The sequence below is a fragment of the Kluyvera sp. 1366 genome (assembly GCF_054823405.1).
On sequence record NZ_JBTRDW010000010.1, the window covers coordinates 23,834 to 47,806 of the forward strand.

General features: G+C 54.0%; 29 protein-coding genes. 7 read left to right on the plus strand and 22 right to left on the minus strand.

The window, feature by feature from the left end; genetic code table 11:
• Positions 1-3 precede the first annotated feature (3 nt).
• From rpsJ to fkpA, 12 genes are all read right to left on the minus strand, one after another.
• The gene (gene rpsJ / locus ACVLVH_RS20415) at positions 4-315 is read right to left on the minus strand and encodes a 30S ribosomal protein S10 (protein ID WP_006120582.1); all 312 of its coding nucleotides are present in this window, start codon (positions 313-315) and stop codon (positions 4-6) included.
• A gap of 314 nt (positions 316-629) precedes the next feature.
• Positions 630-1,112 carry a bacterioferritin gene (bfr, locus tag ACVLVH_RS20420; protein ID WP_101762566.1) on the minus strand — a complete coding sequence of 161 codons (483 nt, stop codon included), beginning with the start codon at positions 1,110-1,112 and terminating at the stop codon, positions 630-632.
• Between the two features lie 105 nt (positions 1,113-1,217).
• Positions 1,218-1,412, minus strand: a complete 195-nt coding sequence (bfd, locus tag ACVLVH_RS20425) for a bacterioferritin-associated ferredoxin (RefSeq protein ID WP_008104746.1) — start codon at positions 1,410-1,412, stop codon at positions 1,218-1,220.
• Positions 1,413-1,590: 178 nt separating this feature from the next.
• The gene (tuf, locus tag ACVLVH_RS20430) at positions 1,591-2,775 is read right to left on the minus strand and encodes an elongation factor Tu (RefSeq protein WP_110867595.1); all 1,185 of its coding nucleotides are present in this window, start codon (positions 2,773-2,775) and stop codon (positions 1,591-1,593) included.
• A 69-nt stretch (positions 2,776-2,844) separates the two neighbouring features.
• Positions 2,845-4,959 (minus strand): elongation factor G, encoded by a 2,115-nt coding sequence (gene fusA, locus ACVLVH_RS20435; protein WP_101762633.1) that lies wholly within the window; start codon positions 4,957-4,959, stop codon positions 2,845-2,847.
• Positions 4,960-5,052: 93 nt separating this feature from the next.
• Positions 5,053-5,523, minus strand: coding sequence for a 30S ribosomal protein S7 (gene rpsG, locus ACVLVH_RS20440; protein ID WP_007886246.1), 471 nt, complete (start codon positions 5,521-5,523; stop codon positions 5,053-5,055).
• 96 nt (positions 5,524-5,619) lie between these two features.
• Positions 5,620-5,994, minus strand: a complete 375-nt coding sequence (rpsL, locus tag ACVLVH_RS20445; RefSeq protein WP_006120575.1) for a 30S ribosomal protein S12 — start codon at positions 5,992-5,994, stop codon at positions 5,620-5,622.
• Positions 5,995-6,120: 126 nt separating this feature from the next.
• Positions 6,121-6,408 carry a sulfurtransferase complex subunit TusB gene (gene tusB / locus ACVLVH_RS20450; protein WP_192414886.1) on the minus strand — a complete coding sequence of 96 codons (288 nt, stop codon included), beginning with the start codon at positions 6,406-6,408 and terminating at the stop codon, positions 6,121-6,123.
• A 9-nt stretch (positions 6,409-6,417) separates the two neighbouring features.
• Positions 6,418-6,777: a sulfurtransferase complex subunit TusC gene (tusC, locus tag ACVLVH_RS20455; protein ID WP_137386635.1), complete on the minus strand. Its 360-nt coding sequence runs from the start codon at positions 6,775-6,777 to the stop codon at positions 6,418-6,420.
• A complete protein-coding gene (gene tusD, locus ACVLVH_RS20460; RefSeq protein WP_110867598.1) occupies positions 6,777-7,163 on the minus strand; it encodes a sulfurtransferase complex subunit TusD in 387 nt (128 codons plus the stop codon). The genes tusC and tusD overlap by 1 nt, the downstream gene beginning before the upstream one ends.
• Positions 7,163-7,885: a helix-turn-helix transcriptional regulator gene (locus ACVLVH_RS20465; RefSeq protein WP_007886240.1), complete on the minus strand. Its 723-nt coding sequence runs from the start codon at positions 7,883-7,885 to the stop codon at positions 7,163-7,165. Before ACVLVH_RS20465 ends, tusD begins: the two co-directional genes overlap by 1 nt.
• A 174-nt stretch (positions 7,886-8,059) precedes the next feature.
• On the minus strand, positions 8,060-8,890 hold the full coding sequence (gene fkpA / locus ACVLVH_RS20470) for an FKBP-type peptidyl-prolyl cis-trans isomerase (protein WP_192414882.1): 831 nt from the start codon (positions 8,888-8,890) through the stop codon (positions 8,060-8,062).
• Between the two features lie 280 nt (positions 8,891-9,170).
• On the opposite strand from fkpA, the gene ACVLVH_RS20475 reads away from it, so the two are divergent.
• Positions 9,171-9,389 carry a protein SlyX gene (locus tag ACVLVH_RS20475; RefSeq protein ID WP_101762638.1) on the plus strand — a complete coding sequence of 73 codons (219 nt, stop codon included), beginning with the start codon at positions 9,171-9,173 and terminating at the stop codon, positions 9,387-9,389.
• A 179-nt stretch (positions 9,390-9,568) separates the two neighbouring features.
• On the opposite strand, the gene slyD is transcribed toward ACVLVH_RS20475, so the two are convergent.
• The 4 genes from slyD to kefG form a co-directional block, all read right to left on the minus strand.
• The gene (slyD, locus tag ACVLVH_RS20480) at positions 9,569-10,123 is read right to left on the minus strand and encodes a peptidylprolyl isomerase (protein WP_049851962.1); all 555 of its coding nucleotides are present in this window, start codon (positions 10,121-10,123) and stop codon (positions 9,569-9,571) included.
• Positions 10,124-10,316: 193 nt separating this feature from the next.
• Complete coding sequence (locus tag ACVLVH_RS20485; protein ID WP_192414879.1) at positions 10,317-10,511, minus strand: YheV family putative zinc ribbon protein; 195 nt, start codon at positions 10,509-10,511, stop codon at positions 10,317-10,319.
• A gap of 45 nt (positions 10,512-10,556) precedes the next feature.
• Complete coding sequence (kefB, locus tag ACVLVH_RS20490; RefSeq protein ID WP_008101837.1) at positions 10,557-12,359, minus strand: glutathione-regulated potassium-efflux system protein KefB; 1,803 nt, start codon at positions 12,357-12,359, stop codon at positions 10,557-10,559.
• Entirely contained in the window at positions 12,359-12,910 is a 552-nt protein-coding gene (gene kefG, locus ACVLVH_RS20495) for a glutathione-regulated potassium-efflux system ancillary protein KefG (RefSeq protein WP_101762639.1), read from the minus strand. The genes kefB and kefG overlap by 1 nt, the downstream gene beginning before the upstream one ends.
• Before the next feature lie 114 nt (positions 12,911-13,024).
• On the opposite strand from kefG, the gene ACVLVH_RS20500 reads away from it, so the two are divergent.
• Positions 13,025-14,926 carry an ABC transporter ATP-binding protein gene (locus ACVLVH_RS20500; RefSeq protein ID WP_192414876.1) on the plus strand — a complete coding sequence of 634 codons (1,902 nt, stop codon included), beginning with the start codon at positions 13,025-13,027 and terminating at the stop codon, positions 14,924-14,926.
• A gap of 150 nt (positions 14,927-15,076) precedes the next feature.
• Here ACVLVH_RS20500 and tauD read toward each other — a convergent pair whose 3' ends face one another.
• From tauD to tauA, 4 genes are read right to left on the minus strand one after another with little or no spacing between them, the layout of a single operon-like run.
• Complete coding sequence (gene tauD, locus ACVLVH_RS20505) at positions 15,077-15,916, minus strand: taurine dioxygenase (protein ID WP_110867602.1); 840 nt, start codon at positions 15,914-15,916, stop codon at positions 15,077-15,079.
• The gene (gene tauC, locus ACVLVH_RS20510; RefSeq protein ID WP_498950002.1) at positions 15,913-16,740 is read right to left on the minus strand and encodes a taurine ABC transporter permease TauC; all 828 of its coding nucleotides are present in this window, start codon (positions 16,738-16,740) and stop codon (positions 15,913-15,915) included. Before tauC ends, tauD begins: the two co-directional genes overlap by 4 nt.
• Positions 16,737-17,504, minus strand: a complete 768-nt coding sequence (tauB, locus tag ACVLVH_RS20515) for a taurine ABC transporter ATP-binding subunit (RefSeq protein ID WP_137386642.1) — start codon at positions 17,502-17,504, stop codon at positions 16,737-16,739. The genes tauC and tauB overlap by 4 nt, the downstream gene beginning before the upstream one ends.
• 11 nt (positions 17,505-17,515) lie before the next feature.
• Positions 17,516-18,496, minus strand: a complete 981-nt coding sequence (tauA, locus tag ACVLVH_RS20520) for a taurine ABC transporter substrate-binding protein (RefSeq protein ID WP_137386643.1) — start codon at positions 18,494-18,496, stop codon at positions 17,516-17,518.
• Between the two features lie 233 nt (positions 18,497-18,729).
• On the opposite strand from tauA, the gene ACVLVH_RS20525 reads away from it, so the two are divergent.
• Positions 18,730-19,710 (plus strand): LacI family DNA-binding transcriptional regulator, encoded by a 981-nt coding sequence (locus ACVLVH_RS20525; protein WP_101762645.1) that lies wholly within the window; start codon positions 18,730-18,732, stop codon positions 19,708-19,710.
• Position 19,711: 1 nt separating this feature from the next.
• Here ACVLVH_RS20525 and ACVLVH_RS20530 read toward each other — a convergent pair whose 3' ends face one another.
• Positions 19,712-20,314, minus strand: coding sequence for a LysE family translocator (locus tag ACVLVH_RS20530; protein ID WP_192414872.1), 603 nt, complete (start codon positions 20,312-20,314; stop codon positions 19,712-19,714).
• Between the two features lie 60 nt (positions 20,315-20,374).
• On the opposite strand from ACVLVH_RS20530, the gene ACVLVH_RS20535 reads away from it, so the two are divergent.
• From ACVLVH_RS20535 to ACVLVH_RS20545, 3 genes are all read left to right on the plus strand, one after another.
• Positions 20,375-21,391 carry a hydrolase gene (locus tag ACVLVH_RS20535; RefSeq protein WP_101762647.1) on the plus strand — a complete coding sequence of 339 codons (1,017 nt, stop codon included), beginning with the start codon at positions 20,375-20,377 and terminating at the stop codon, positions 21,389-21,391.
• Positions 21,392-21,393: 2 nt separating this feature from the next.
• Positions 21,394-21,612, plus strand: a complete 219-nt coding sequence (locus tag ACVLVH_RS20540) for a YheU family protein (protein WP_007892223.1) — start codon at positions 21,394-21,396, stop codon at positions 21,610-21,612.
• A gap of 61 nt (positions 21,613-21,673) precedes the next feature.
• On the plus strand, positions 21,674-22,543 hold the full coding sequence (locus tag ACVLVH_RS20545; protein WP_101762648.1) for a phosphoribulokinase: 870 nt from the start codon (positions 21,674-21,676) through the stop codon (positions 22,541-22,543).
• Positions 22,544-22,604: 61 nt separating this feature from the next.
• On the opposite strand, the gene ACVLVH_RS20550 is transcribed toward ACVLVH_RS20545, so the two are convergent.
• Positions 22,605-23,009 (minus strand): OsmC family protein, encoded by a 405-nt coding sequence (locus ACVLVH_RS20550; RefSeq protein ID WP_101762649.1) that lies wholly within the window; start codon positions 23,007-23,009, stop codon positions 22,605-22,607.
• A 305-nt stretch (positions 23,010-23,314) separates the two neighbouring features.
• Between ACVLVH_RS20550 and crp the strand changes: the two genes are divergently transcribed.
• Positions 23,315-23,947, plus strand: coding sequence for a cAMP-activated global transcriptional regulator CRP (gene crp, locus ACVLVH_RS20555; RefSeq protein ID WP_003852956.1), 633 nt, complete (start codon positions 23,315-23,317; stop codon positions 23,945-23,947).
• Positions 23,948-23,973: the final 26 nt, after the last annotated feature.

The window sequence follows — 23,973 nt, forward strand, 5'->3', positions numbered from 1 at the left end:
TGATTAACCCAGGCTGATCTGCACGTCAACACCGGCAGCCAGGTCCAGACGCATCAGAGCATCAACGGTTTTTTCAGTTGGCTCAACGATGTCTACCAGACGCTTGTGAGTGCGGATTTCGTACTGATCACGCGCGTCTTTGTTAACGTGCGGAGAGATCAGAACGGTAAAACGCTCTTTGCGGGTTGGCAGCGGGATCGGACCACGTACCTGCGCACCAGTGCGCTTGGCAGTCTCAACGATTTCCGCGGTTGATTGATCGATCAGGCGATGATCAAACGCTTTAAGACGGATACGGATTCTTTGGTTCGACATGAGACCAAGGCTCCAAACATTTTATAAACGAAAAGAATTACTACCCGCATCCATTACGATTGATGGAGGAGTGTAATCGTTCAGCATATAACTCCCCAATTGGGAGTATTGTTAGGCGATACATAAACAGCTATCCCCTGCGATTCTGCTCGAATCGCGCCACACCAATATCGGTAGGCCCGCGCATTATACGTAAATCAGTTCAGGAAGCAACCCGTGTTGTGTTTTTAACCACATCAATCTGGTAACAGACCGAAAAAAAACCCGCAGCAATCGTTTTGACTGAGCGGGCTTGCGTGACAATGGGCATATGGCTAATGTTCGTTCTGATCTTTTAATTGAGACTGAAGATAATTTTGCAGGCCGAGTTTGTTCACCAGATCGAGTTCCGTTTCCAGCCAGTCTATGTGCCCTTCCTCTTCCGTAAGAATCTCAATCATCATGTCTCTGCTGACGTAGTCATGAACCTTGTCGGCATAGGCTATGGCCTCACGCAAATCCTTTGCGCCTTCCAGTTCTAATGCCAGGTCAGATTGCAGCATTTCCGGCACGTCTTCACCGATGCGTAATCGACCTAGATCTTGCAGGTTAGGAATTCCTTCAAGAAAAAGAATGCGTTCGATGTATTTGTCCGCATGTTTCATTTCATCGATTGACTCATGATACTCAACGTCATTGAGCCGGGTCAGACCCCAATTTTTGAACATACGCGCATGAAGGAAGTACTGATTAATCGCAACCAGTTCATTCCCCAGCAATTTGTTGAGATGAAATATGATTTTACTGTCGCCCTTCATTTTTGCTTCCTCCGCTTCCAACTAAATAGAGCGTAGATGCGGATGAAAGGAAGTCAAAAAAACGCGACAGTTATTGTGGGTATTAGGAAGTACAGAATTACTTTATTAAGCTATCTCTTTGTAGAGCGGCACGTTTTGCAGTTCATCTTCCATAATTTCACGCGCAAACCGCACGCACTTGCCACATTGCTTTCCAATGGGAACCAACTGGCGCAATTGTTGAATCGATTTGGGTTGATAGCGGCGAACCACTTCGCGCAGAGTTTTATCACTCACGGCATTACACAAGCAGACGTACATTTACTGCGGACTCCCGTACAATTTATGATCAAATTGTAAATGAGAATGGTTTTTATTTCAAACGCAGCTTTTATGTAGGATTAATCGAAACGGCAAAATTCAGACATAAAAAAAGAGCACCGAAGTGCTCTTTTTCATGCTGCGATGACTGCCGAAACAGCCATCAACATTAACGCAATTAAGCGATAATTTCAGCAACAACACCCGCACCAACAGTACGGCCGCCTTCACGGATTGCAAAACGCAGACCCTGATCCATAGCGATTGGCTTGATCAAAGTAACGGTCATTTTTACGTTGTCGCCTGGCATTACCATCTCAACGCCTTCTGGCAGTTGAACGTCACCGGTCACGTCAGTGGTACGGAAGTAGAACTGAGGACGGTAGCCTTTGAAGAACGGAGTATGACGGCCGCCTTCATCTTTAGACAGAACGTAAACTTCTGAAGTGAACTGGGTATGTGGCTTGATTGAACCCGGCTTAGCCAGAACCTGGCCACGCTCGATGTCTTCACGCTTGATACCACGCAGCAGAACACCACAGTTCTCGCCTGCCTGACCCTGGTCCAGCAGTTTGCGGAACATTTCAACGCCAGTACAGGTTGATTTCACCGTGTCTTTAAGGCCAACAACTTCAACTTCGTCGCCCACTTTAACAATACCGCGCTCAACACGACCGGTAACAACGGTACCACGGCCAGAGATTGAGAATACGTCTTCGATTGGCAGCAGGAACGGCTTGTCGATTGCACGTACTGGCTCTGGGATATAGGTATCCAGGTGCTCAGCCAGCTCAATGATCTTAGCTTCCCACTCAGCGTCGCCTTCCAGCGCTTTTAGAGCAGAACCACGTACGATTGGAGTGTCGTCGCCTGGGAAGTCATAAGCTGACAGCAGGTCACGTACTTCCATCTCAACCAGTTCCAGCAGCTCTTCATCATCAACCATGTCGCACTTGTTCAGGAACACGATGATGTAAGGAACGCCAACCTGACGACCCAGCAGGATGTGCTCACGGGTCTGTGGCATTGGGCCATCAGTCGCAGCAACAACCAGGATCGCGCCGTCCATCTGCGCAGCACCGGTGATCATGTTTTTCACATAGTCGGCGTGGCCTGGGCAGTCAACGTGCGCATAGTGGCGAGACGGGGTTTCGTATTCAACGTGAGAAGTGTTGATGGTGATACCACGTGCTTTCTCTTCTGGCGCTTTATCGATCTCATCGAATTTGCTTGCCTTACCGCCGTAGGTTTTAGCCAGTACGGTAGTAATTGCTGCAGTCAGGGTGGTTTTACCGTGGTCGACGTGACCGATGGTGCCCACGTTTACGTGCAGTTTGTTACGCTGAAATTGCTCTTTCGCCATGGCGATAATTCCTTACGTTGTGCCTTCATGAGTCATGAAGGCATCAGTTCACAATTTTTAAACCGTAGCTTATTTGCTACGAGCTTCAATAACGGCCTGAGCGACGTTGTTCGGCGCATCATCGTACTTCAGGAACTCCATGGAGTAAGAAGCACGGCCTTTGGTCAGAGAACGCAGCTGGGTTGCATATCCGAACATTTCAGACAGCGGAACTTCAGCATGGATCTGAACGCCAGTAGCGTTAGATTCCTGTCCTTTGAGCATACCACGACGACGGCTAAGGTCACCGATAACGTCACCGGTGTTCTCTTCCGGAGTCTCTACTTCAACCTTCATGATTGGCTCAAGCAGAACAGGTTGTGCTTTCTTAAAGCCATCTTTAAAGGCTAAAGAAGCAGCCAGTTTAAACGCCAGCTCAGAGGAGTCGACATCATGGTATGAACCGAAGTGCAGACGAACACCCAGATCAACTACCGGATAACCAGCCAGTGGACCTGATTTCAGCTGCTCCTGGAGACCTTTATCAACCGCAGGGATGTATTCAGTTGGAATCACACCGCCCTTGATATCGTTGACAAATTCGTAACCTTTCGGATTAACGCCCGGCTCCAGTGGGTACATGTCGATAACAACATGACCATACTGACCACGACCACCAGACTGCTTGGCGTGTTTACCTTCGATATCGGTAACTTTCGCGCGAATCGCTTCACGGTAAGCAACCTGAGGTTTACCGACGTTCGCTTCAACGTTGAATTCACGCTTCATGCGGTCAACGATGATGTCGAGGTGCAGCTCACCCATACCTGCGATGATGGTCTGGTTGGTTTCTTCATCAGTCCATACGCGGAATGATGGATCTTCTTTCGCCAGACGACCCAGAGCCAGACCCATTTTTTCCTGGTCAGCTTTGGTTTTCGGCTCAACGGCGATAGAGATTACCGGCTCAGGGAATTCCATACGCTCAAGAATGATGACGTTGTCTGGGTCACACAGGGTGTCACCAGTGGTTACGTCTTTCAGACCGATCGCAGCGGCGATATCGCCCGCACGAACTTCCTTGATCTCTTCGCGTTTGTTCGCGTGCATCTGAACGATACGGCCCAGACGCTCACGGTTTGACTTAACCGGGTTGAACACGGTGTCACCGGTGTTAACAACACCAGAGTAAACGCGGAAGAAGGTCAGGTTACCAACAAACGGGTCGGTAGCGATTTTGAACGCCAGTGCAGCAAACGGCTCTTTGTCATCGGAATGACGCTCAGCCGGCGTGTCTTTACCGTCGTCCAGCATACCGTTAATCGCGGTAACGTCAGTCGGTGCTGGCAGGTATTCAACTACCGCATCCAGCATCGCCTGAACACCTTTGTTCTTAAATGCAGAACCACAGGTCACCAGGATGATTTCGTTTTTCAGAACGCGCTTACGCAGAGAAGTTTTAATCTCTTCTTCGGTCAGTTCTTCACCGCCGAAGAATTTCTCCATCAGCTCATCAGAACCTTCAGCAGCGGCTTCAACCAGCTTCGCACGCCACTCTTCAGCGAGTTCCTGCATATCAGCTGGAATATCTTCGTAAACGAAGGTAACGCCCTGATCGGCATCGTTCCAGTTGATCGCTTTCATTTTCACCAGGTCAACAACACCGGTGAAACCTTCTTCTGCGCCGATAGCCAGCTGAAGTGGAACTGGGTTTGCACCCAAACGCACTTTCATCTGGTCAACAACTTTCAGGAAGTTAGCACCCATGCGGTCCATTTTGTTAACGAACGCGATGCGTGGAACTTTATATTTGTTAGCCTGACGCCATACGGTTTCAGACTGTGGCTGAACACCACCAACTGCACAGTAAACCATTACTGCGCCATCAAGCACACGCATAGAACGCTCAACTTCGATGGTGAAGTCAACGTGTCCCGGGGTGTCGATGATGTTTACGTGGTGTGGTTCAAACTGCTTAGCCATACCAGACCAGAAACAGGTAGTCGCAGCAGACGTGATGGTAATACCACGTTCCTGCTCCTGCTCCATCCAGTCCATGGTTGCTGCGCCGTCATGAACTTCACCGATTTTGTGGTTTACACCGGTGTAGAACAGAACACGTTCGGTAGTTGTAGTCTTACCGGCGTCGATGTGCGCACTGATACCAATGTTACGGTAGCGCTCAATGGGTGTTTTACGAGCCATTTGATTCCTCTGATTCTTAGACGTTCTAAGTTAAAAAAGCCCAGCAGGTGAGTCACTGGGACGCCCGCTGGGTTTATAACAACTACGTTGCTGTTACCAGCGGTAGTGTGCGAACGCCTTGTTGGCTTCAGCCATGCGGTGAACGTCTTCACGTTTCTTAACTGCAGTACCTTTGTTCTCTGCAGCATCAGAAAGTTCGTTCGCCAGGCGGAGAGCCATAGATTTATCACCGCGTTTACGAGCAGCTTCTACGATCCAACGCATTGCCAGGGCATTACGACGAACCGGACGGACTTCAACTGGAACCTGGTAGGTAGAACCACCAACGCGACGTGACTTAACTTCGACAGTCGGACGTACGTTTTCGAGAGCAACCTCGAACGCTTCCAGGCCATCTTTACCAGCGCGTTGAGCCAGGGTATCAAGCGCGGTATAGACGATAGATTCAGCAGTAGATTTTTTACCATCTACCATCAGGATATTTACAAATTTAGCCAGCAGCTCTGATCCGAACTTAGGATCCGGCAGAATTTTACGCTGACCAATGACGCGACGACGTGGCATGGAAATACTCCGTTGTTAATTCAGGATTGTCCAAAACTCTACGAGTTTAGTTTGACATTTAAGTTAAAACGTTTGGCCTTACTTAACGGAGAACCATTAAGCCTTTGGCTTCTTCACGCCGTACTTGGAGCGTGACTGCTTACGGTCTTTAACACCTGAGCAGTCCAGCGCGCCACGAACGGTGTGGTAACGCACACCTGGCAAGTCTTTAACACGACCGCCACGGATCAGGATCACTGAGTGTTCCTGCAGGTTATGACCTTCACCACCGATGTAGGAGGTAACTTCAAAACCGTTGGTCAAACGCACACGGCAAACTTTACGCAGTGCTGAGTTTGGTTTTTTAGGGGTAGTGGTGTACACACGAGTACATACACCACGTTTCTGCGGGCAAGCTTCCAGCGCAGGCACGTTGCTCTTTGCAACTTTGCGTACGCGTGGTTTGCGAACCAGCTGGTTAACTGTTGCCATTAAATAGCTCCTGGGATTTAGCTTTTTGCTTCGTAAACACGTAATAAATCGCCTCGTATTACTACGAGGAGGCAGAATTTTAGGGCTGTGTCAAAAGGGTGTCAAGAAATAACCAGGTTTTCGCTCTTACCAGGCCACTTGTTGTGGATGCTTCGCTGTCATCGCAACGAAACCAGTATAGTCCAAACGTGCTACTTTGGTCGAAATTTGCTCAGCCAGGCCACGCGCCGCAACATCTTCTTCTAATACCCACAGCGTAGCCGGCGATGCGCTGAGCTTGATTAACATTTGGCTGCCAGCCAAAGCGGCGCTGACGCCATCCTGCAATAAAAGCAGATCGTCGCCTTCCTGCAATAAAAGCAGCAGGCTATCGAGGTCGCATTGCCAGGGAGATTGCAGCAGCGTGTAGAGCATGATCAGTTCTCAGAATCGAATAACACGATGATAGGAAGCCAGCTTCTCGCGTAGCGATGCGGCATCCATCACTTCAGCGTTTAACACACGTTCGGCCGTCAAACTTTGCCCGCGCGCCAGCAGCGAATCGGCGCAGACAAAACACTGGTCAATATCGTACAACTCCAGCACGCCAAAGGTCGCGATGTAGTTACGCGCCAGAATTTGCTCAGGTTGTTGGTCGCGATTGAGCTGCAGCACGCCATCCCCGATAAAGAACAGACCGATATCTTCGCTTAGCGCGCCCGTCGCCAGCACAGCATCCAGCCCTTCCCTGCCCGCGCTGCTGCCGTGCGGTGCCTGAGTAAATAGAAAAGCCACGCGGTTCATCAGAATTGCACCAGACGATCGCAGCTAAGCGCGGCTTCTGCCAATGCGCCCAAACCGCTGAGTTCAAAACCCGGCTGCAAGTTACTGCCCGCCAGTTGCAAGCGCGCGGCTTCCTGCGCGTCGGTTACGCCACGACGTAATGCTGCGGCCACGCAGATATTCAGCGCGGCGCCACTTTCAGCGCGCAACTGCTGCCATTCACGCACCATATCCACCTCATCGCTGGCCGGCGCGCTCAGTTGGTTGGCGTTCAATACGCCTTCACGATAGAAGAACACGCTCTCCAGCTGATGCCCGGCCTTAATAAGTGCGCGCGCAAACAGCAGCGCGCTGCTGGCGTGTTGCGTTCCGTAAGCTGGTCCGGTGACCAGCAAGGTGTAACGCATTAGCGATCCTGCCCCTGAAAATCACCGCTTTTAAACTGGCGAATGTAGAGGTAAACCGTGTGCTTGGAGATATTGAGGCGATCGGCGACCTGGTTAATCGCATCTTTAATGTCGAAGATACCCTTCTCATACATATTGAGCACGATCTGGCGATTCTTGGCATTATTCGAAACGTTACGGTCAGCGCTCACTTCTTCAATCGCGAACTCAAGCGTCTGCATCACCAGATCTTCCACCGAGCTGGCAAAGTTGACGTTGGAATCCACCTGCTGCATCTCCGGCGGCATAAAGGTCGACATAATCTGCGAGAACGGAACGTCGAGGTTCATGTTGATGCACAGCAAGCCAATAACGCGCTGCTGGCGATTACGAATCGCGATCGTGACCGATTTCATCAGCACACCGCTTTTCGCGCGCGTGAAGTAGGCTCTGGAGACATTGCTGTCGGCGCCGTGCATATCGTGCAGCATACGCAGCGCCAAATCGGTAATCGGCGAACCCACTTTACGCCCGGTATGTTCACCGTTGGCGATACGCACCGCAGAACACTTCAAATCTTCCAGCGAGTGCAGCACGATTTCGCAGTGCGAGCCAATCAGCATCGCAAGGCCATCGACAACGGCTTCGTAGGATTTGAGGATATCGTAATCTGCTTGCTCGAACGGACGTTGCTCCAGTAAATCGAAGTCAGTCAGTTCACCGGGATTGAATGGATTAGACATCGAAGACATTACCCTAAATGGCTGGAGCCTGTCTCGACAGCATTGGGGCAGACTCATATTGTGATAATTGTGCAGGCGCTAGTCTGGCAAATGTGCTGGTCTTTAGCCAGACCTTTACTCTCTTCTCCGCAATAAAAACGCCGCCCGAGGGCGGCGTGATGCAGAAAGTTAAGATTACTGTGCTTTCTGATCGGCAGCGACTGGAGCCTGCGCTTTTTCGTCCGCTTTCGGCGCGGGTTTGATGTCGAGCAGTTCAACATCGAACACCAGCGTGGAGCTCGCCGGAATACCCGGAACGCCATTTTTGCCGTAAGCCAGGTTCGGTGGAATCACCAGCTTGATTTTACCGCCTTTCTTCACGTGCTTCAGACCTTCGGTCCAGCCCGGAATCACACCGTCCAGACGGAACGACAGCGGCTCACCGCGGGTATAAGAGTTATCGAACTCAGTACCGTCGATCAGCGTCCCTTTGTAGTTCACAACCACAGTGTCGCTGTCTTTCGGCGCGCTACCGGTACCTTCTTTCTCTACCTGATACAGCAGGCCAGATTCGGTTTTCTTCACGCCTTTTTCTTTGGCGAATTTGTCAGCGTAAGCGGAACCCTTATCGGAGTTCTCTTTCGCGTCTTTTTCCATCTTCGCCTGAGCAGCACCTTTTACGCGGCCTTCAAAGGCCTGCAGGGTTTGCTCGATCTCTTGATCAGAGAGTTTGCTCTTGCCGCCAAAGGCGTCCTGAACACCCGCGATCAACTGATCTTTATCAAGTTTGATGCCCAGCTTCTCTTGTTCCTTCAGAGAGTTGTCCATGTAGCGACCCAGGGACGCGCCAAGTGCATAAGCTGATTGCTGGTCTTCGTTTTTGAAGGCAGCATTTTTCGGTGCTTGCGGCGCAGCCTGAGCGGCGTCAGCTGGAGCAGCGGCGGTTTCTGCTGCCATTGCCAGCGGTGCATTCAGCGCGAAGGCCATGGTGGTAGCTAACAATGTGACTTTAAACAGTGAATTCATCCTTTCTCCAAAACCGAAGCCTCTAACCTCGGGAATCATTGCGGACTGAGGCCCACACTATAACTTTACGTGGCAGCGGCGAACACTCCCACAATGTAATTATCCGTCCAACCTCCGACCTTTTTTGCTTCAGGAAGTTTCATCAGAGATATAGGCGTTATGCGGCGTTTCAATGCAGCATGGCGCGGAAAGGTAAAATATCAGGTGATTCTGAAGCGAAAGGCCGTAGAATCAGGCCCGAAACAGACTAACGTGCAGCACCGCAAGATGAGGAAAGATCATGCAACCAACAGAATGGGAACAACGCCTTGAGGCGCTGGAGAGCAAGCTGGCTTTTCAGGAATACACCATCGATCAGCTCAATCAAACGGTGGTTCAGCATGAGCTGGAGATGATCCGACTGCGTGAGCAGGTCCGTCTGTTAATCGATAAAGTGAAAGATAGCGCGCCGTCGATGATCGCCTCACAAGCAGAAGAGACGCCGCCGCCGCATTACTAATGTCCAGAATGGCTGCGCCACATCGATGCCGCGTTGCTGCGTCACCGTGAGATGCTCACATACTACAGTATGCTGCGCTCTCCCGATTCCTGGCGCCTTGCCTCAATGTTGCTCGCACATTCTTAGATGCTGTACATAAGAAAGGCCACCCGAAGGTGGCCTCGCCAGCATCACACTGATTAGTGGCTGCAGCCGCAACCGCCAGTGCCACAACCGCCCTGGCCGTGATCGTGACCATGGTCGTGGTCATGATCGTGATGATGACCATCCGCGCCATGCACGTGGCCGTGCGCCAGCTCTTCTTCGGTCGCTGCGCGAATCGCCACAACTTCCACGTTGAAGTTCAGGTTCTGACCCGCCAGCATGTGGTTACCGTCAACCACTACGTGCTCATCTTCAACTTCGGTGATTTCAACCGGAACTGGACCCTGATCGGTTTCTGCCAGGAAGCGCATGCCAACCTGCAGTTCGTCAACGCCCATAAACACGTCTTTTGGCACGCGCTGTACGAGGTTGTCATCGTATTGACCGTAAGCGTCGTTCGCCGGGATATGCACGTCAAACTTATCGCCTACATCATGATTTTCCAGCGCTTTTTCCAGACCAGAAATCAGGGAACCATGACCGTGCAGATAGTCCAACGGTGCACTCACCGGTGACTCGTCAACCAACACACCGTCTTCGGTACGAACCTGATACGCCAGGCTCACCACCAGGTCTTTTGCTACTTTCATGATATCTCCTAACCGTTGAGAACTAAGATCCCGTCCCATTGGTCAATTTTGCGTGCAATAACCAACCAGAAAGGTTCAAGACTGAGGATGCCAACAAATGTGTTGTTGCATACTGCTCAGCGTTAATGGCGCCGATTGTAACGGAATTCAATCCCGCTGTAAGTTCAAGCTTAAAAAAAGCTGAGCCAATGCGCTACTCAGGATGAAAAATGCCGATCACTTGCTCATTGCTGCGAACCTGATCGCGCACCTGCTTATCCGCTTCCCGCATTTGATGACCGCAATCGACGCACTCCACCACATCAACATTGTTCTCACGCCACAATGCCAACGTGTCTTTTTCCTGGCAGTGCGGGCAAACCGCACCGGCAATAAATTGTTTACGCATACTGTTTCCTGCCGTCGTTAGTGAACGGATTAAGTAAGTATAGTTCTACTCGTCATCCCAGCCGTCAAACTGACGTTTCTCGTGCTGCATTTCGCGCTGGAAGATATCCTCCAGCTCGCGCCGCGCCTCACGCACACGCGAAACTTGCGCGCTGTCATCGTGGCTGGGCACCAGCTCACGCAGCATACGCATATCCAGACGACGGAAATGTTGCTGCGCGCGCTGCGCCTGATGCGGATGCATGCCCAGCGAGATCAGCGTTTTACGACCTAGCTCCAGCGCACTGGAGAACGTCTCACGCGAGAACAGCGTAACACCCGCCTGCAACAGTTCGTGCGCCTCAACACGTCCACGCGCACGCGCCAGGATTTCCAGCTGCGGGAAATGCTGCTGACACAGTTGCACGATGGTCATCGAATCTTCCGGATCGTTACAGGTAATGACGATGGATTGCGCATTCTCCGCGCCCGCCGCACGCAGCAGCTCCAGCTCGGTGGCGTCGCCATAGTAAACCTTATAGCCATATTTACGCATCAGGCTCACCGCGGAGATATCACGCTCCAGCACGGTAATGCGCTTGTTGTTCGCCATCAGCAAACGGCCAACAACCTGACCAAAACGACCAAAGCCCACCACAATGACCTGCGGCTGATCGTCCTCAACAAAGTGCTTCTCGGCATTTTCATCGGGCTCATTAAAGCGGTGCGCCAGTAGACGATCGATGCCGTTCATCAGCAGCGGCGTGGTCATCATTGATAACGTCACCGTCACCAGCAGCAGCGGCATTTGGTCGCCGCTGAACATTTTGGCCGACGACGCCGCCGAGAACAGCACAAAGGCAAACTCGCCGCCCTGGCTTAACACACCGGCAAACTGCTGGCGCTCCGAACTGCGCAGGCCATAAATGCGCCCCAGCACATACAGCACCAGCGTTTTCACCGTCACCAGAATCAGCACGCCCAGCAAAATTTCAGTGATGTGGGTATAAAGCACGCCGAGATTCAGCGCCATGCCAACCGAAATAAAGAACAAGCCCAGCAACAAACCTTTAAACGGTTCGATGGCCACTTCCAGCTCATGGCGATACTCGCTTTCCGCCAAAAGAATACCCGCGATGAAAGTACCGAGCGCCATCGACAGGCCGAGCGCATCCATAAACAGTGCCGAACCCAGCACCAGCAGCAGCGAGGCGGCAGTAAACACTTCGCGCACGCCGGATGCGGCAATGAAGCGCAGAATCGGGCGCAGCAGATAACGACCACCAATCAGCATCCCGCCGAACGCCAGCACTTTCATCCCAACTTTCAACCAGTCAACATGACCGCTGTCGCCGCCCGCCAGCAGCGGCACCAGCGCCAACGCGGGAATCACCGCTAGATCCTGGAACAGCAACACTGAGAAGCCGAGCTGTCCCGATTCACTGCGGTTCATGCCTTTATCGCGCATCAGCTGCAGCGCCATCGCCGTGGATGACATTGCCAGACCAATGCCGCCAATCACCGCCGCCTGCCAGCTAAAGTCGGTCAGCCACAGCAATCCGCCGAGAATGGCGGCGGAAATCAGCACCTGAGCCGCACCAACGCCAAATATCGAACGGCGCAGCGCCCACAGTTTCGAGGGGTTCAGTTCAAGCCCGATGATGAACATCAGGAACACCACGCCGAGTTCCGAGAAGTGCAAAATCTCCTCGACGTCGCTGATGAACCCCAAACCCCACGGACCAATCGCGATACCGGCCAGCAGATAGCCCAGCACCGCGCCAATGCCGAGACGCGCCGCAATCGGCACAATCAGCACCGCCGCGACCAAATAAATCACGCCCGCCGTCAGTAACGTTTCGCCTTCCATCACACTCCTCCCTGCGGCAGCGGTGAAGCCAGCCAGTCGCCGTATGCGCGCGCAAAATTACGCATCACGTCCGGCGTTTGTCGACGCGCCCAATAAATCACCATCGGCGTCATCCAGTGCATGCGACACATCTGCGCCGTCAGCTCAAACGGACGCATAATGTCACTCATCGGATAGCGATTCAGGCCGCTAGGGTGATAAGCCGCTTCCGGTTCGCCGGTGGTGACCACGCTGCGCCAGTATTTGCCTTCCAGCGCATTACCATCCGGTCCGCTGGCAAAGCCGCGCGACAGCACACGATCCAGCCACTCCTTCAGGAGCGCCGGGCAGCTGTAGGTATAAAGTGGATGTTGGAATACAACGATTTGATGGTCGCGCAGCAGTTGCTGCTCATAGTGAATATCAATAAAAAAATCCGGATAGTGGGCGTATAAATCGTGCACCGTGACGTGGTCCAGTTCCATAGCCGACTGCAGCAAAACCCGATTAGCAATCGAATCCTGTGATTCCGGATGGGCGTAAAGCAGCAATATTTTGGGTGGCTGCGACATCGTTCCCCTCCAAAGCGTCGTCACGGCACAGGAATTCCGCTACCATGCTCGACGCAACAAATTTTCTCGAATTATGTTGCCGGTAAATTAACATATTCTGACGATACGGCGCTTATGATTGTCTTTTCAGCACTACAAATTCGCCGCGGCACCAATGTGCTGCTGGATAACGCAACAGCCACCATTAACCCAGGCCAGAAAGTTGGCTTAGTGGGCAAAAATGGCTGCGGCAAATCGACGCTGCTGTCATTGCTGAAGGGCGAAATCAGCAGTGATGCAGGTAACGCTACGTTCCCGAGCAACTGGGCGCTGGCGTGGGTCAATCAGGAAACCCCGGCGCTGAGCAAACCCGCGCTGGAGTATGTTATCGACGGCGACCGTGAATATCGTCAGCTTGAATCCGAATTGGCCGACGCCAATGCGCGCAACGATGGCAACGCCATCGCCCTGCTGCACGGCAAGCTGGATGCGATTCAGGCGTGGAGCATACCTGCTCGCGCCTCAAGTTTGTTGCACGGTTTGGGCTTTAGCCAGGAACAATTAATGCGGCCGGTGAGCGATTTCTCCGGTGGCTGGCGCATGCGCCTTAACCTCGCGCAGGCGCTGGTGTGCCGTTCCGATCTGCTGCTGCTGGATGAACCGACTAACCACCTCGATCTGGATGCGGTGATCTGGCTTGAACGCTGGCTGAAAAGCTACGAAGGCACGCTGGTGCTGATTTCGCACGACCGCGACTTCCTCGATCCGGTGGTCGATAAGATCATCCATATCGAACAGCAGACGATGTTTGAATACACCGGTAACTACAGCTCGTTCGAACGTCAGCGCGGCGCCAAGCTGGCGCAGCAGCAAGCGCTGTTCCAGAGCCAGCAGGAAAAAGTGGCGCACCTGCAGAAGTATATTGATCGCTTCCGCGCGCAGGCGACCAAAGCCAAGCAGGCGCAGAGCCGCATCAAAATGCTGGAGCGCATGGAATTGATTGCGCCAGCACACGTCGATAACCCATTCAGCTTCAGTTTCCGCGCGCCAGAAAGCTTGCCGAATCCGTTGCTGAAGATGGAGCGCGTTACCGCCGGTTATGGCGAACGCATTATTCTCGACGCCATCAAACTCAACCTTGTGCCGGGTTCACGTATTGGCCTGCTGGGCCGTAACGGCGCGGGTAAATCGACGCTGATTAAGCTGCTAGCCGGTGAGCTCGACGCGCTGGATGGCAAAGTTGGCCTGGCGAAAGGCATTAAGCTCGGTTACTTCGCCCAGCATCAGCTGGAATATCTGCGCGCCGATGAATCACCCTTGCAGCATTTATCACGCATCGCGCCGAAAGTGCTGGAGCAGCAGCTGCGCGACTACCTTGGCGGCTTCGGCTTCCAGGGCGATAAAGTGAGCGAAATTACCGAACGTTTCTCCGGCGGCGAAAAAGCGCGTCTGGTGCTGGCATTAATTGTCTGGCAGCGCCCGAACCTGCTGCTGCTTGATGAACCAACTAACCACCTCGATCTTGATATGCGTCAGGCGCTGACCGAAGCGCTGATTGATTTCGAAGGCGCGCTGGTGGTGGTCTCGCACGATCGCCATCTGCTGCGCGCCACCACCGACAATCTCTATCTGGTGCACGACGGCAAGGTCGACGTGTTTGAGGGCGATCTGGAAGATTATCAGCAGTGGCTGAGCGATCTGCAAAAGCAAGCGCAACAGGGTGCCGCACCGAAGCAGGATAACGGCAACAGCGCGCAATCGCGCAAAGACCAGAAACGCCGCGACGCCGAACTGCGCGCACAAACGCAGCCGCTGCGTAAAGAGATCGAGAAGCTTGAGAAGCAGATGGCGAAGTGGCAGAGCCAGCTCAGCGACGCGGAAGCCCAGTTAGCCGACAGCGCGATTTACGATCAGAGCCGCAAAGCCGATTTGAATGTGGCGCTGCAGCGTCAGGCCGAGAGTAAGGCGGCGCTGGAAGAGGTCGAAATGGCGTGGCTGGATGCGCAGGAACAGCTGGAGCAGATGCTGGCGGGTTGAGTGTGCACGCTGTCCCCCATCCCGGCCTTCCCCCGCTTGCGGGGGAAGGAGACGCTGCCACATGCAGCTTCATCACTGACATGTGGCAGCGTCTTCCTCCCCCATTTATGGGGGAGGACCGAGGAGGGGGAATGCGAGCACTATTCCAAATTAAAACGGCTTATCCCCTAACACCGTCGCGCGATGCATCACCCGCCGCGCCGGATAATAATCCGCATTAGCATAGTGTTGGGTCACGCGGTTATCCCAAATCGCCACATCATTCTCCTGCCAGCGCCAGCGCACCTGGAACTCCGGTTTGGCGCTATGCCAAAACAGGAAGTTAAGCAGCGCATCGCTCTCTTTTTCGCTCAAGCCCAGCAAACGCGTGGTAAAACCTTCGTTGACAAACAGCGCCTTGCGTCCGCTCACCGGGTGGGTACGAATCACCGGATGCTGCACCGGCGGGTTCTTTGCCACCGCTTGCTGCCAGCGCTGATGCTCTTCCTCGGTTTTACGGTATTTGTACTCCTGAAACGACTTCTTAAAATCGTGTTCCGCCTGCAGCCCATTCAACAGCGTCTTAAACGGTTCAGACAGCGCTTCATAGGCCGCAATGCCGGTTGACCACAAGGTATCGCCGCCGCTTTCCGGCAGCAGCTTCGAAGCCAGAATCGCAATTGCCGGCGGGGTTTGAATAAAGGTGACATCGGTGTGCCAGTTGTCGTTATCCGGCGGATTATCCTGATGCGTATCCAGCACGATGATCTCTTCCACGCCTTCCGCATGCGGATAGACCGGATGGATATGCAGATCGCCAAAGCGAATCGCCAGCGCGCGCTGCTGTTCCGGGGTAATCACTTGATTGCGCAGGAACAGCACCTGATGGCGCAGCAAGCCATGATAGAGCTGTTCAAACTGGGCATCGCTCAGCGGACGGCTGAGGTCGACATCACTGACCTGCGCCCCAATATTCGGGCCCAGCGCGGTAAAATTAAGACGTTCGTTCATTGCTGTTCTCCATTCCAGGGCGTCAGTCGGCGCTGCAAGGCGCGCAGACCCAGTTCTAAGCCAAAGGCAATCAGGGCGATCACGGCGATACCGGCCAGCACCACGTCGGTGGCGAGGAACTCACCGGCCGACTGCACCATAAAGCCGAGTCCACGCGTAGCGGCAATCAGTTCCGCCGCCACCAGCGTTGACCAACCTACGCCGAGACCAATGCGCAAACCGGTGAGGATTTCCGGCACCGCGCCAGGCAGAATCACGTAGCGCAGCAGTTGCCAGCGCGATGCGCCAAGCGCCTGCGCCGCGCGAATCCGTACCTGCTGGGCATTCTTCACACCCGCCAGCGTCGACAAGGTCACCGGCGCGAAAATCGCCAGATAAATCAGTAAAATCTTCGAGGTTTCGCCGATGCCAAACCAGATCACCATCAGCGGCAAATAAGCCAGCGGCGGTACCGGGCGATAGAGTTCGATCAGCGGATCAAGCAAGCCGCGAATCGCCGGGCTCAGGCCCATGGCGATGCCGACCGGAATCCCAATCAGCGCGGCAAAGAACAGCGCCACCAGCATACGCGCCAGGCTGGCACCCAGATGCTGCCATAATGTGGCGTCCATAAAACCTTGCGGGCTGGCAATCAATATCAGCTTCTGCAGCACCACTTGCGGCGGCGGTAAGAACAGCGGTGCCACTAAGCCGAGCGCGGTAATAGCCCACCACAACAGCAGCAACAAGCCCACGCTGAGCAGGCTGAGTGAGAACTGGCGCGAGAACGGCCAGCGCAGTCCACGACGACGCATTTGGGTCTTCCCATCAATCACCGCACTCATATAAACGCCTCACGCTGGGAAAACACCTGATTCAGTACATATTCACGACGTTCGATAAACGCCGGATCGGATTTGATGCTGCGGCACGGTTCCCCGGCGGCGAAGCGTTGGCCGAAGTCGAGTTTTAAACGCTCCACGACGCGGCCCGGTCCCGGCGACAGCAGCACTAATTCGCTGGCGAGGAACACCGCTTCTTCGATGTCGTGGGTGATCAGCAGAATCTGCTTGCCGGTATCACGCCACAGCGTTAGCAGCAGGGTTTGCATCTGTTCACGGGTAAAGGCGTCCAGCGCGCCAAACGGCTCATCTAACAGCAGCAACTGAGGATCAGCCGCCAGCGCACGCGCAATGCCCACGCGCTGACGTTGACCCCCAGAGAGCTGCCAGATATAACGCTGCTCTGCACCTTCCAGTCCTACTTTGCGGATCAAACGGCGTGCAATGGTATGGCGCTCCGCCTTCGCCATCCCCGCCAGTTGCAAACCGAACGAAACGTTATCGATCACGTTACGCCACGGCAGTAATCCTTCATTTTGAAACACTACGCCGCGCTCAGCGCCCGGCCCTTTTACCGCTTTGCCATCCAACGTAATGCTGCCAGATTCCAGCGGCAGAAAGCCGGCGATGAGGTTCAGCAGCGTGGTTTTGCCACAGCCGGAGGGACCTAACACCACCAGCAGGTCTCGGCTGCCCAGCTGCAGGTTGATGTCCTGCAGCGCGGGTTGTCCGGCGTAACGCGCATTGAGATGGGTGATGTTAAGCATACGGCCTCCGGTTATTTCACTAAGGGTGCAACGAAGCGCGTGGTGACGAAGCTGCTGTAATCGCTATCCGCTTCTGGCACTTTGCCCTGCTCTTTCAGGAAGCCGGCAGTATCGACAATCGCCTTGTTCACCGGCTTGCCGAGCTGCTCCACCTGCTGCTGCGCGGTGAGGTACGTGTTGCCTTTTACCAGCACCGGCACATCCGCTTCGGGTACACCGCTCAGGCGCGCCAGCTTGCTCAGGTTGTCTGACTGCTTCAGCCATTGATCCGGATTGGCAATGTAAGCTTGCTGCGCTTCAACGGCGCTGCGGGCAAAGGCGGTGACGATTTCTGGATGCTGCTGCGCAAAGTCTTTACGCACCACCCACACATCGAGCGTTGGCGCGCCCCACTTGCCGACCTGCGAAGAGTCCGTCAGCACCTTGCCATCTTTCTCCAGCTCGTTGACCGCCGGAGACCAGACGTAAGCGCCGTCAATGTCACCGCGTTTCCAGGCAGCAATAATCGCCGGCGGCTGCAGGTTGACTAAGGTCACTTGCGAAGGCTTGATGCCCCAATGCTTGAGCGCGGCGAGGAAGCTGTAGTGCGTAGTCGAGATGAACGGCACGGCGATGCGCTTGCCAATCAGGTCTTTAGGATCTTTGATGGTTTTCTTCACCACCAGCGCTTCGGAGTTACCGAGCTGAGAGGCCAGCAGGAAAGCTTCAATCGGCAGCTTTTGCGTGGCGGCGACCGCCAGCGGGCTGGAACCGATATTACCAATCTGCACGTCGCCCGACGCCAGTGCACGTAACACGCTGGCCCCGCTATCAAATTTGCGCCAGTCGACGGTAGCACCGCTCTCTTTGGCGAAGGTGTTATCCGCCTGCGCCACTTTGGCTGGTTCAGCCGAGGTCTGATACGCCACGGTAACGTTGACCGCTTGCGCCTGGAACGCCATCAGGGCCAGAGCCGCTGTGACCGCCGTTATTGTTTTTTTCATTGCCATCATCATTCACCCTAATGTGTTTTGTCTGGGCAGTTTCTCCAGCAACAGTAATTTCATAAAGGAATTAAAAATTATCCCTAATGACGATCCGTTCTTAGATCAACATCGGGCAAGGCTATGCAAAAAGTGCAAATGGAAAGAAAAGGGAAAGCGGTAAATATGTCACACGCTCACATGGCAGCTGTGATATTGATAGAGATCTCATTTTTTAACTCTTTACTAACGGTCCTGAATCCATGTCGATAGAGAAAGTCGCACACCTGGCTGGCGTGTCAAAAGCCACCGTTTCACGGGTTTTGAACCAGAATCCCGGCGTGCGCCCGGATACGCGTGCCAAAGTGCTGGCGGCCATCGACATCTGCGACTATCAGCCCAACCTACTGGCGCGCCAGCTGCGCACTTCGCAAAGCCATATGTTGTTAGTGCTGATTCCCGACATCACCAATCCGTTCTGCTCACGCGTGGTTCAGGGCATTGAAGCCGAAGCTGAAGCGCAGGGTTACCACATTCTGCTGTGTAACTCAGGATCGCAGCTGCGGCGCGAAGCGGCCTACATTGCGCTGCTCACCGGCAAAGTGGTCGACGGCGTGATCACCATGGATGCCGCCAGCAGCCTGCATGAGCTGAAAGAATTGATTGGCGATCAGCCTTGGGTGCAGTGCGCGGAATACGATCCGTCAATCGCCGCCTCAAGCGTGGCGATTGATAATAAAGAAGCGGCTTTCGAAACCGTGCGTTATCTGGCGAGCAAAGGCCGACGTCGTATTGCGCTGGTGAACTGTGATATGCGCTACCTCTATTCACATAAGCGTGAAGAGGGATATCGCGCGGCGCTGGAGCAGCTGGATCTCAGCTGGTGCGGTGTGGCTTACGCCGAGAATATCACCTGCGAAGCGGGCAGTGCGGCTTTGCGCGAACTGCTCACGCAGCCGGAACCGCCGGATGCGGTGTTTGCGGTATCAGATGTGTTGGCGGTCGGCGTCATCCACGCGGCGTTGGAAGCAGGTTTACGCGTACCGGAAGATTTAGCGGTGGTGGGATTTGATGGCATCAACTTTACCAGCAGCCTGAATCCACCGCTGACCACGATTGAGCAGCCGATGAATCGTATGGGTGTGCGCAGCGTACAGCTGTTGCTGCAACGCATCCGCCAGCCTAACGCGTCGGTAGTCCATGAAGTGTTGCCGTGGAAGCGCGTTGAACGCGCTTCCAGCTAACTTAGCGCCAAATCAGCAATACGCAGGCAGCGGTGAGCAAGCCCATCGCCAGATTGAAGATTTTCCACGCGCGTGGGCTGCGCAGCAGACGTCCAATCAGCGAGCCAAAGCCCATCCAGATCACCCCGGAAACCACGTTCACCATGAACATGCCGATGCTGATCGCCACCACCGAATGCAGATATTCGCTGCCCGCCAGGCTGAAGCTGGCCACCGCGCCGAGCGCCATCAGCCATGCTTTCGGGTTGATCAACTGCAGCAAGCCGCCTTGCCAGAAAGGCATCTGCTTCACCGTGACAGCGTCGGTTTCCAGTTTTTCATACTCGGCGCTAGCGATTTTCCATGCCAGCCACAGCAGATAAAGGCTACCGGCAATCTTCAGGATGAGATGCAGCGAGGGATAAAGCAGGATGAGGCCGCCGATGCCAAATGCCACCATTAGCAACATGACTTGCATACCAATCATGATACCAATCAGCAGCGGAATGGTGCGCAGGAAGCCAAAATTAGCACCCGAGGCGGTAAGTAACATATTATTGGGCCCGGGCGTGATGGCCGCGACCCAGAGAAAACCTAACATTGATAAAAAAAGACTCAGTTCCATGTATATTCGGGTGCTCCTCACCCAGTAAAGCGAACAACCCATCGAAGCTATCAGCGACTTATGCATCAGACAAGCCTTTACCCAAGCTATTTTGATCGCCCCAGCGGCGAGCGTTTTAAACCCCTGCGCGGATTCAGTAACGCGCATCTGCAAACGCTGCTGCCGCGTATTCTGCGGCGCCGCGTTACGTTACGTCCGCACTGGCAGCGTCTTGACCTGCCGGACGGCGATTTTGTCGATTTAGCGTGGAGTGAAGATCCGGCGCAGGCGCGTCATAAACCGCGCATGGTGATGTTTCACGGACTGGAAGGCAGCTTTCGCAGCCCGTATGCGCACGGCCTGATGCAGGCGTGTCAGGCACGCGGCTGGCTGGCGGTGGTAATGCACTTTCGCGGCTGCAGCGGCGAGCCTAATCGCTTAAAGCGCATCTATCACTCCGGTGAAACCGAAGACGCCACCTACTTCCTTCACTGGCTGCAGCGCGAATGGGGCAGCGTACCCACCGCCGCCGTCGGCGTTTCGCTGGGCGGCAACATGCTCGCTTGCCTGCTGGGTCAGCAAGGTCACGACGTGCCGATTGATGCCGGCATCGCCATCTCAGCGCCGCTGGCGCTCGAGCCTTGCAGCGGCAAGCTGGATGTGGGGTTTTCACGCTTTTATCAGCACTATTTACTGACGCAGCTGAAAAAGAACGCCACGCGCAAACTGCGCGCCTGGCCTGGCACGCTGCCGGTCGATCTCAGCCAGTTACGTGCTTTCCGCCGCTTACGCGAGTTCGATGATGCGATAACCGCACGTGCGCACGGTTTTATTGACGCCAACGACTATTATCAACGAGCCAGCGCGATGCCGTTGCTGACCGGCGTGCGTAAACCGCTGTTGATCATTCACGCGCAAGACGATCCCTTTATGACCGATGCCGTTATTCCGCAACCTGACCAGCTGTCAGCCTCCATTCAGTATCAGCTGACGCAGCAAGGCGGCCACGTCGGTTTCGTCGGCGGCACCGTTCTTAAACCGAAAATGTGGCTGGAACAGCGCGTGCCCGACTGGCTCTCAACCTATCTGGATGTGTAATTGTGATTATTCCCTGGCAAGAACTCGAAGCGGACACGCTGGAAAACCTGATTGAAACCTTCGTGTTACGCGAAGGCACTGATTACGGCGAGCAGGAACGCAGTTTGCTGCAAAAAGTCGCCGACGTACGCCGCCAACTGGAGCGCGGCGACGTGGTGCTGGTGTGGTCGGAACTGCATGAATCGATCAATATTATGCCGAAGGGTGAATTCCGCGGCTGATGCACCCCGCGGCAATTCGTGGTAACAATGCTCATCGCCGGACTTCACAGGGAGCTCTGTTATGTCAGCCAGGCATCCAATTATTGCCGTCACCGGTTCCAGCGGCGCCGGAACCACCACCACCAGCCTCGCCTTCCGTAAGATTTTCCAGCAGCTGAATTTGCATGCGGCGGAACTCGAAGGCGACAGTTTCCATCGCTACACACGTCCGGAAATGGACATGGCGATCCGCAAGGCGCGCGATCTCGGGCGCCACATCAGCTACTTCGGCCCGGAAGCCAACGACTTCGGCCTGCTGGAGCAGACGTTTAAACATTACGGCCAAACCGGCCTTGGCGAATCGCGCAAATATCTGCATACCTACGATGAAGCCGTGCCGTGGAATCAGGTGCCGGGCACCTTTACGCCGTGGCAGCCGCTGCCGGAAAACACCGATGTGCTGTTCTATGAAGGCTTACATGGCGGTGTGGTCACGCAGCAGCAAAATGTGGCGGAGCATGTCGATCTGCTGGTTGGCGTGGTGCCGATTGTTAACCTTGAGTGGATTCAGAAGCTGGTGCGTGACACCAGCGAGCGCGGCCATTCACGCGAAGCGGTGATGGATTCGGTGGTACGGTCAATGGAGGATTACATTAACTTCATCACGCCACAGTTCTCGCGCACCCACATTAACTTCCAGCGCGTGCCGACCGTTGATACCTCAAACCCGTTTGCCGCACGCGAAATTCCGTCGCTCGACGAAAGCTTTGTGGTGATTCATTTCCGTGGTCTGGAAGGCATCGCGTTCCCCTATCTGCTGGCGATGATTCAGGGATCGTTTATTTCCCACATCAATACGCTGGTGGTGCCGGGTGGCAAAATGGGATTGGCGATGGAGCTGATTATGCTGCCGCTGGTACAGCGACTGATTGAAGGGAAGCGGATTGAATAAGCGAAGTCATTCCGTAGCGGCGCAATTTATTGCGCAATAAATTGCGCCGCTACAATCCGAGTTATAACTCGATCACTTCATAGCTGTGGGTAATTTCCACGCCTTTACCCAGCATGATCGCTACCGAACAATATTTTTCCGCTGACAGATCAACCGCACGCGAAACGGCCTTATCGCTCAACGCTTTACCGCTAACGATAAAATGCAGGTTGATGTGGGTAAAAATGCGTGGCGCTTCTTCACGGCGTTCCGATGTGAGCTTCACTTCGCAATCGGCCACATCGCTGCGCCCTTTTTGCAGGATCGACACCACATCAATAGCACTACAGCCGCCCGCGGCCATCAGCACCATTTCCATTGGACTTGGCGCTTTATCACCGGAATTACCATCCATCAATACCTGATGGCCGGATGAGGATTCTCCGAGAAAGGTAAGACCTTCCACCCATTTCACTCGTGCCTGCATGATTCTTTCTCCTGAAGCGGCGGTTTTGCCGCCAGAGTACGCTTTCACCTGACAAACAGCAATCCAGAGTAATCCCCCTTCTGCTGAAGCGAGACAACACAAGACAGCTCGCAAAAGCTGTGCTACAAACAGTGCTGAAAATATTTTCGTCATCACAGACGAAGGCCGGAAGAATCAAAAGCGTAGCTTAAGAGTCCACCCGGAATAATTTTTCCTTTACTGGAAACGCTCGACGATTAAACCGCCTGACAGGGAAAAAATGCCCCCTGTGTTTTGGGCACGATTACAACAGAGGATAATAGCGAATGGTTCTCGGCAAACCGCAAACAGACCCTACACTCGAATGGTTCCTGTCCCATTGCCATATTCACAAATATCCATCCAAAAGCACGCTCATCCATCAGGGTGAGAAAGCGGAAACGCTGTACTACATCGTAAAAGGTTCCGTAGCGGTACTGATTAAAGATGAAGAAGGCAAAGAGATGATTCTCTCCTACCTCAATCAGGGGGATTTCATCGGCGAACTCGGTCTTTTCGAAGAAGGCCAGGAACGCAGTGCTTGGGTGCGTGCGAAGTCTGCCTGCGAAGTGGCTGAAATTTCATACAAAAAATTCCGTCAGCTGATTCAGGTAAACCCGGATATTTTAATGCGACTTTCGTCGCAAATGGCGCGTCGTCTGCAAGTGACATCTGAGAAAGTGGGCAACCTTGCCTTCCTCGATGTCACCGGACGTATTGCGCAAACGCTGCTAAATCTGGCCAAACAGCCAGATGCGATGACTCACCCAGACGGGATGCAAATCAAAATCACCCGTCAGGAGATTGGTCAGATCGTGGGCTGCTCACGCGAAACCGTGGGTCGTATCCTGAAAATGCTGGAAGATCAGAACCTGATCTCCGCACACGGTAAAACCATCGTCGTTTACGGCACCCGCTAATTTCTTCTCACCCACGGCGTGATGGC

What these genes read in the sequence shown, in the direction of transcription:
- rpsJ (WP_006120582.1), bottom strand. Translation starts at nt 315, where the DNA reads ATGTCGAACCAAAGAATCCGTATCCGTCTTAAAGCGTTTGATCATCGC.
- bfr (WP_101762566.1), bottom strand. Translation starts at nt 1,112, where the DNA reads ATGAAGGGCGACAGTAAAATCATATTTCATCTCAACAAATTGCTGGGG.
- bfd (WP_008104746.1), bottom strand. Translation starts at nt 1,412, where the DNA reads ATGTACGTCTGCTTGTGTAATGCCGTGAGTGATAAAACTCTGCGCGAA.
- tuf (WP_110867595.1), bottom strand. Translation starts at nt 2,775, where the DNA reads ATGGCGAAAGAGCAATTTCAGCGTAACAAACTGCACGTAAACGTGGGC.
- fusA (WP_101762633.1), bottom strand. Translation starts at nt 4,959, where the DNA reads ATGGCTCGTAAAACACCCATTGAGCGCTACCGTAACATTGGTATCAGT.
- rpsG (WP_007886246.1), bottom strand. Translation starts at nt 5,523, where the DNA reads ATGCCACGTCGTCGCGTCATTGGTCAGCGTAAAATTCTGCCGGATCCT.
- rpsL (WP_006120575.1), bottom strand. Translation starts at nt 5,994, where the DNA reads ATGGCAACAGTTAACCAGCTGGTTCGCAAACCACGCGTACGCAAAGTT.
- tusB (WP_192414886.1), bottom strand. Translation starts at nt 6,408, where the DNA reads ATGCTCTACACGCTGCTGCAATCTCCCTGGCAATGCGACCTCGATAGC.
- tusC (WP_137386635.1), bottom strand. Translation starts at nt 6,777, where the DNA reads ATGAACCGCGTGGCTTTTCTATTTACTCAGGCACCGCACGGCAGCAGC.
- tusD (WP_110867598.1), bottom strand. Translation starts at nt 7,163, where the DNA reads ATGCGTTACACCTTGCTGGTCACCGGACCAGCTTACGGAACGCAACAC.
- ACVLVH_RS20465 (WP_007886240.1), bottom strand. Translation starts at nt 7,885, where the DNA reads ATGTCTAATCCATTCAATCCCGGTGAACTGACTGACTTCGATTTACTG.
- fkpA (WP_192414882.1), bottom strand. Translation starts at nt 8,890, where the DNA reads ATGAATTCACTGTTTAAAGTCACATTGTTAGCTACCACCATGGCCTTC.
- ACVLVH_RS20475 (WP_101762638.1), top strand. Translation starts at nt 9,171, where the DNA reads ATGCAACCAACAGAATGGGAACAACGCCTTGAGGCGCTGGAGAGCAAG.
- slyD (WP_049851962.1), bottom strand. Translation starts at nt 10,123, where the DNA reads ATGAAAGTAGCAAAAGACCTGGTGGTGAGCCTGGCGTATCAGGTTCGT.
- ACVLVH_RS20485 (WP_192414879.1), bottom strand. Translation starts at nt 10,511, where the DNA reads ATGCGTAAACAATTTATTGCCGGTGCGGTTTGCCCGCACTGCCAGGAA.
- kefB (WP_008101837.1), bottom strand. Translation starts at nt 12,359, where the DNA reads ATGGAAGGCGAAACGTTACTGACGGCGGGCGTGATTTATTTGGTCGCG.
- kefG (WP_101762639.1), bottom strand. Translation starts at nt 12,910, where the DNA reads ATGTCGCAGCCACCCAAAATATTGCTGCTTTACGCCCATCCGGAATCA.
- ACVLVH_RS20500 (WP_192414876.1), top strand. Translation starts at nt 13,025, where the DNA reads ATGATTGTCTTTTCAGCACTACAAATTCGCCGCGGCACCAATGTGCTG.
- tauD (WP_110867602.1), bottom strand. Translation starts at nt 15,916, where the DNA reads ATGAACGAACGTCTTAATTTTACCGCGCTGGGCCCGAATATTGGGGCG.
- tauC (WP_498950002.1), bottom strand. Translation starts at nt 16,740, where the DNA reads ATGAGTGCGGTGATTGATGGGAAGACCCAAATGCGTCGTCGTGGACTG.
- tauB (WP_137386642.1), bottom strand. Translation starts at nt 17,504, where the DNA reads ATGCTTAACATCACCCATCTCAATGCGCGTTACGCCGGACAACCCGCG.
- tauA (WP_137386643.1), bottom strand. Translation starts at nt 18,496, where the DNA reads ATGATGGCAATGAAAAAAACAATAACGGCGGTCACAGCGGCTCTGGCC.
- ACVLVH_RS20525 (WP_101762645.1), top strand. Translation starts at nt 18,730, where the DNA reads ATGTCGATAGAGAAAGTCGCACACCTGGCTGGCGTGTCAAAAGCCACC.
- ACVLVH_RS20530 (WP_192414872.1), bottom strand. Translation starts at nt 20,314, where the DNA reads ATGGAACTGAGTCTTTTTTTATCAATGTTAGGTTTTCTCTGGGTCGCG.
- ACVLVH_RS20535 (WP_101762647.1), top strand. Translation starts at nt 20,375, where the DNA reads ATGCATCAGACAAGCCTTTACCCAAGCTATTTTGATCGCCCCAGCGGC.
- ACVLVH_RS20545 (WP_101762648.1), top strand. Translation starts at nt 21,674, where the DNA reads ATGTCAGCCAGGCATCCAATTATTGCCGTCACCGGTTCCAGCGGCGCC.
- ACVLVH_RS20550 (WP_101762649.1), bottom strand. Translation starts at nt 23,009, where the DNA reads ATGCAGGCACGAGTGAAATGGGTGGAAGGTCTTACCTTTCTCGGAGAA.
- crp (WP_003852956.1), top strand. Translation starts at nt 23,315, where the DNA reads ATGGTTCTCGGCAAACCGCAAACAGACCCTACACTCGAATGGTTCCTG.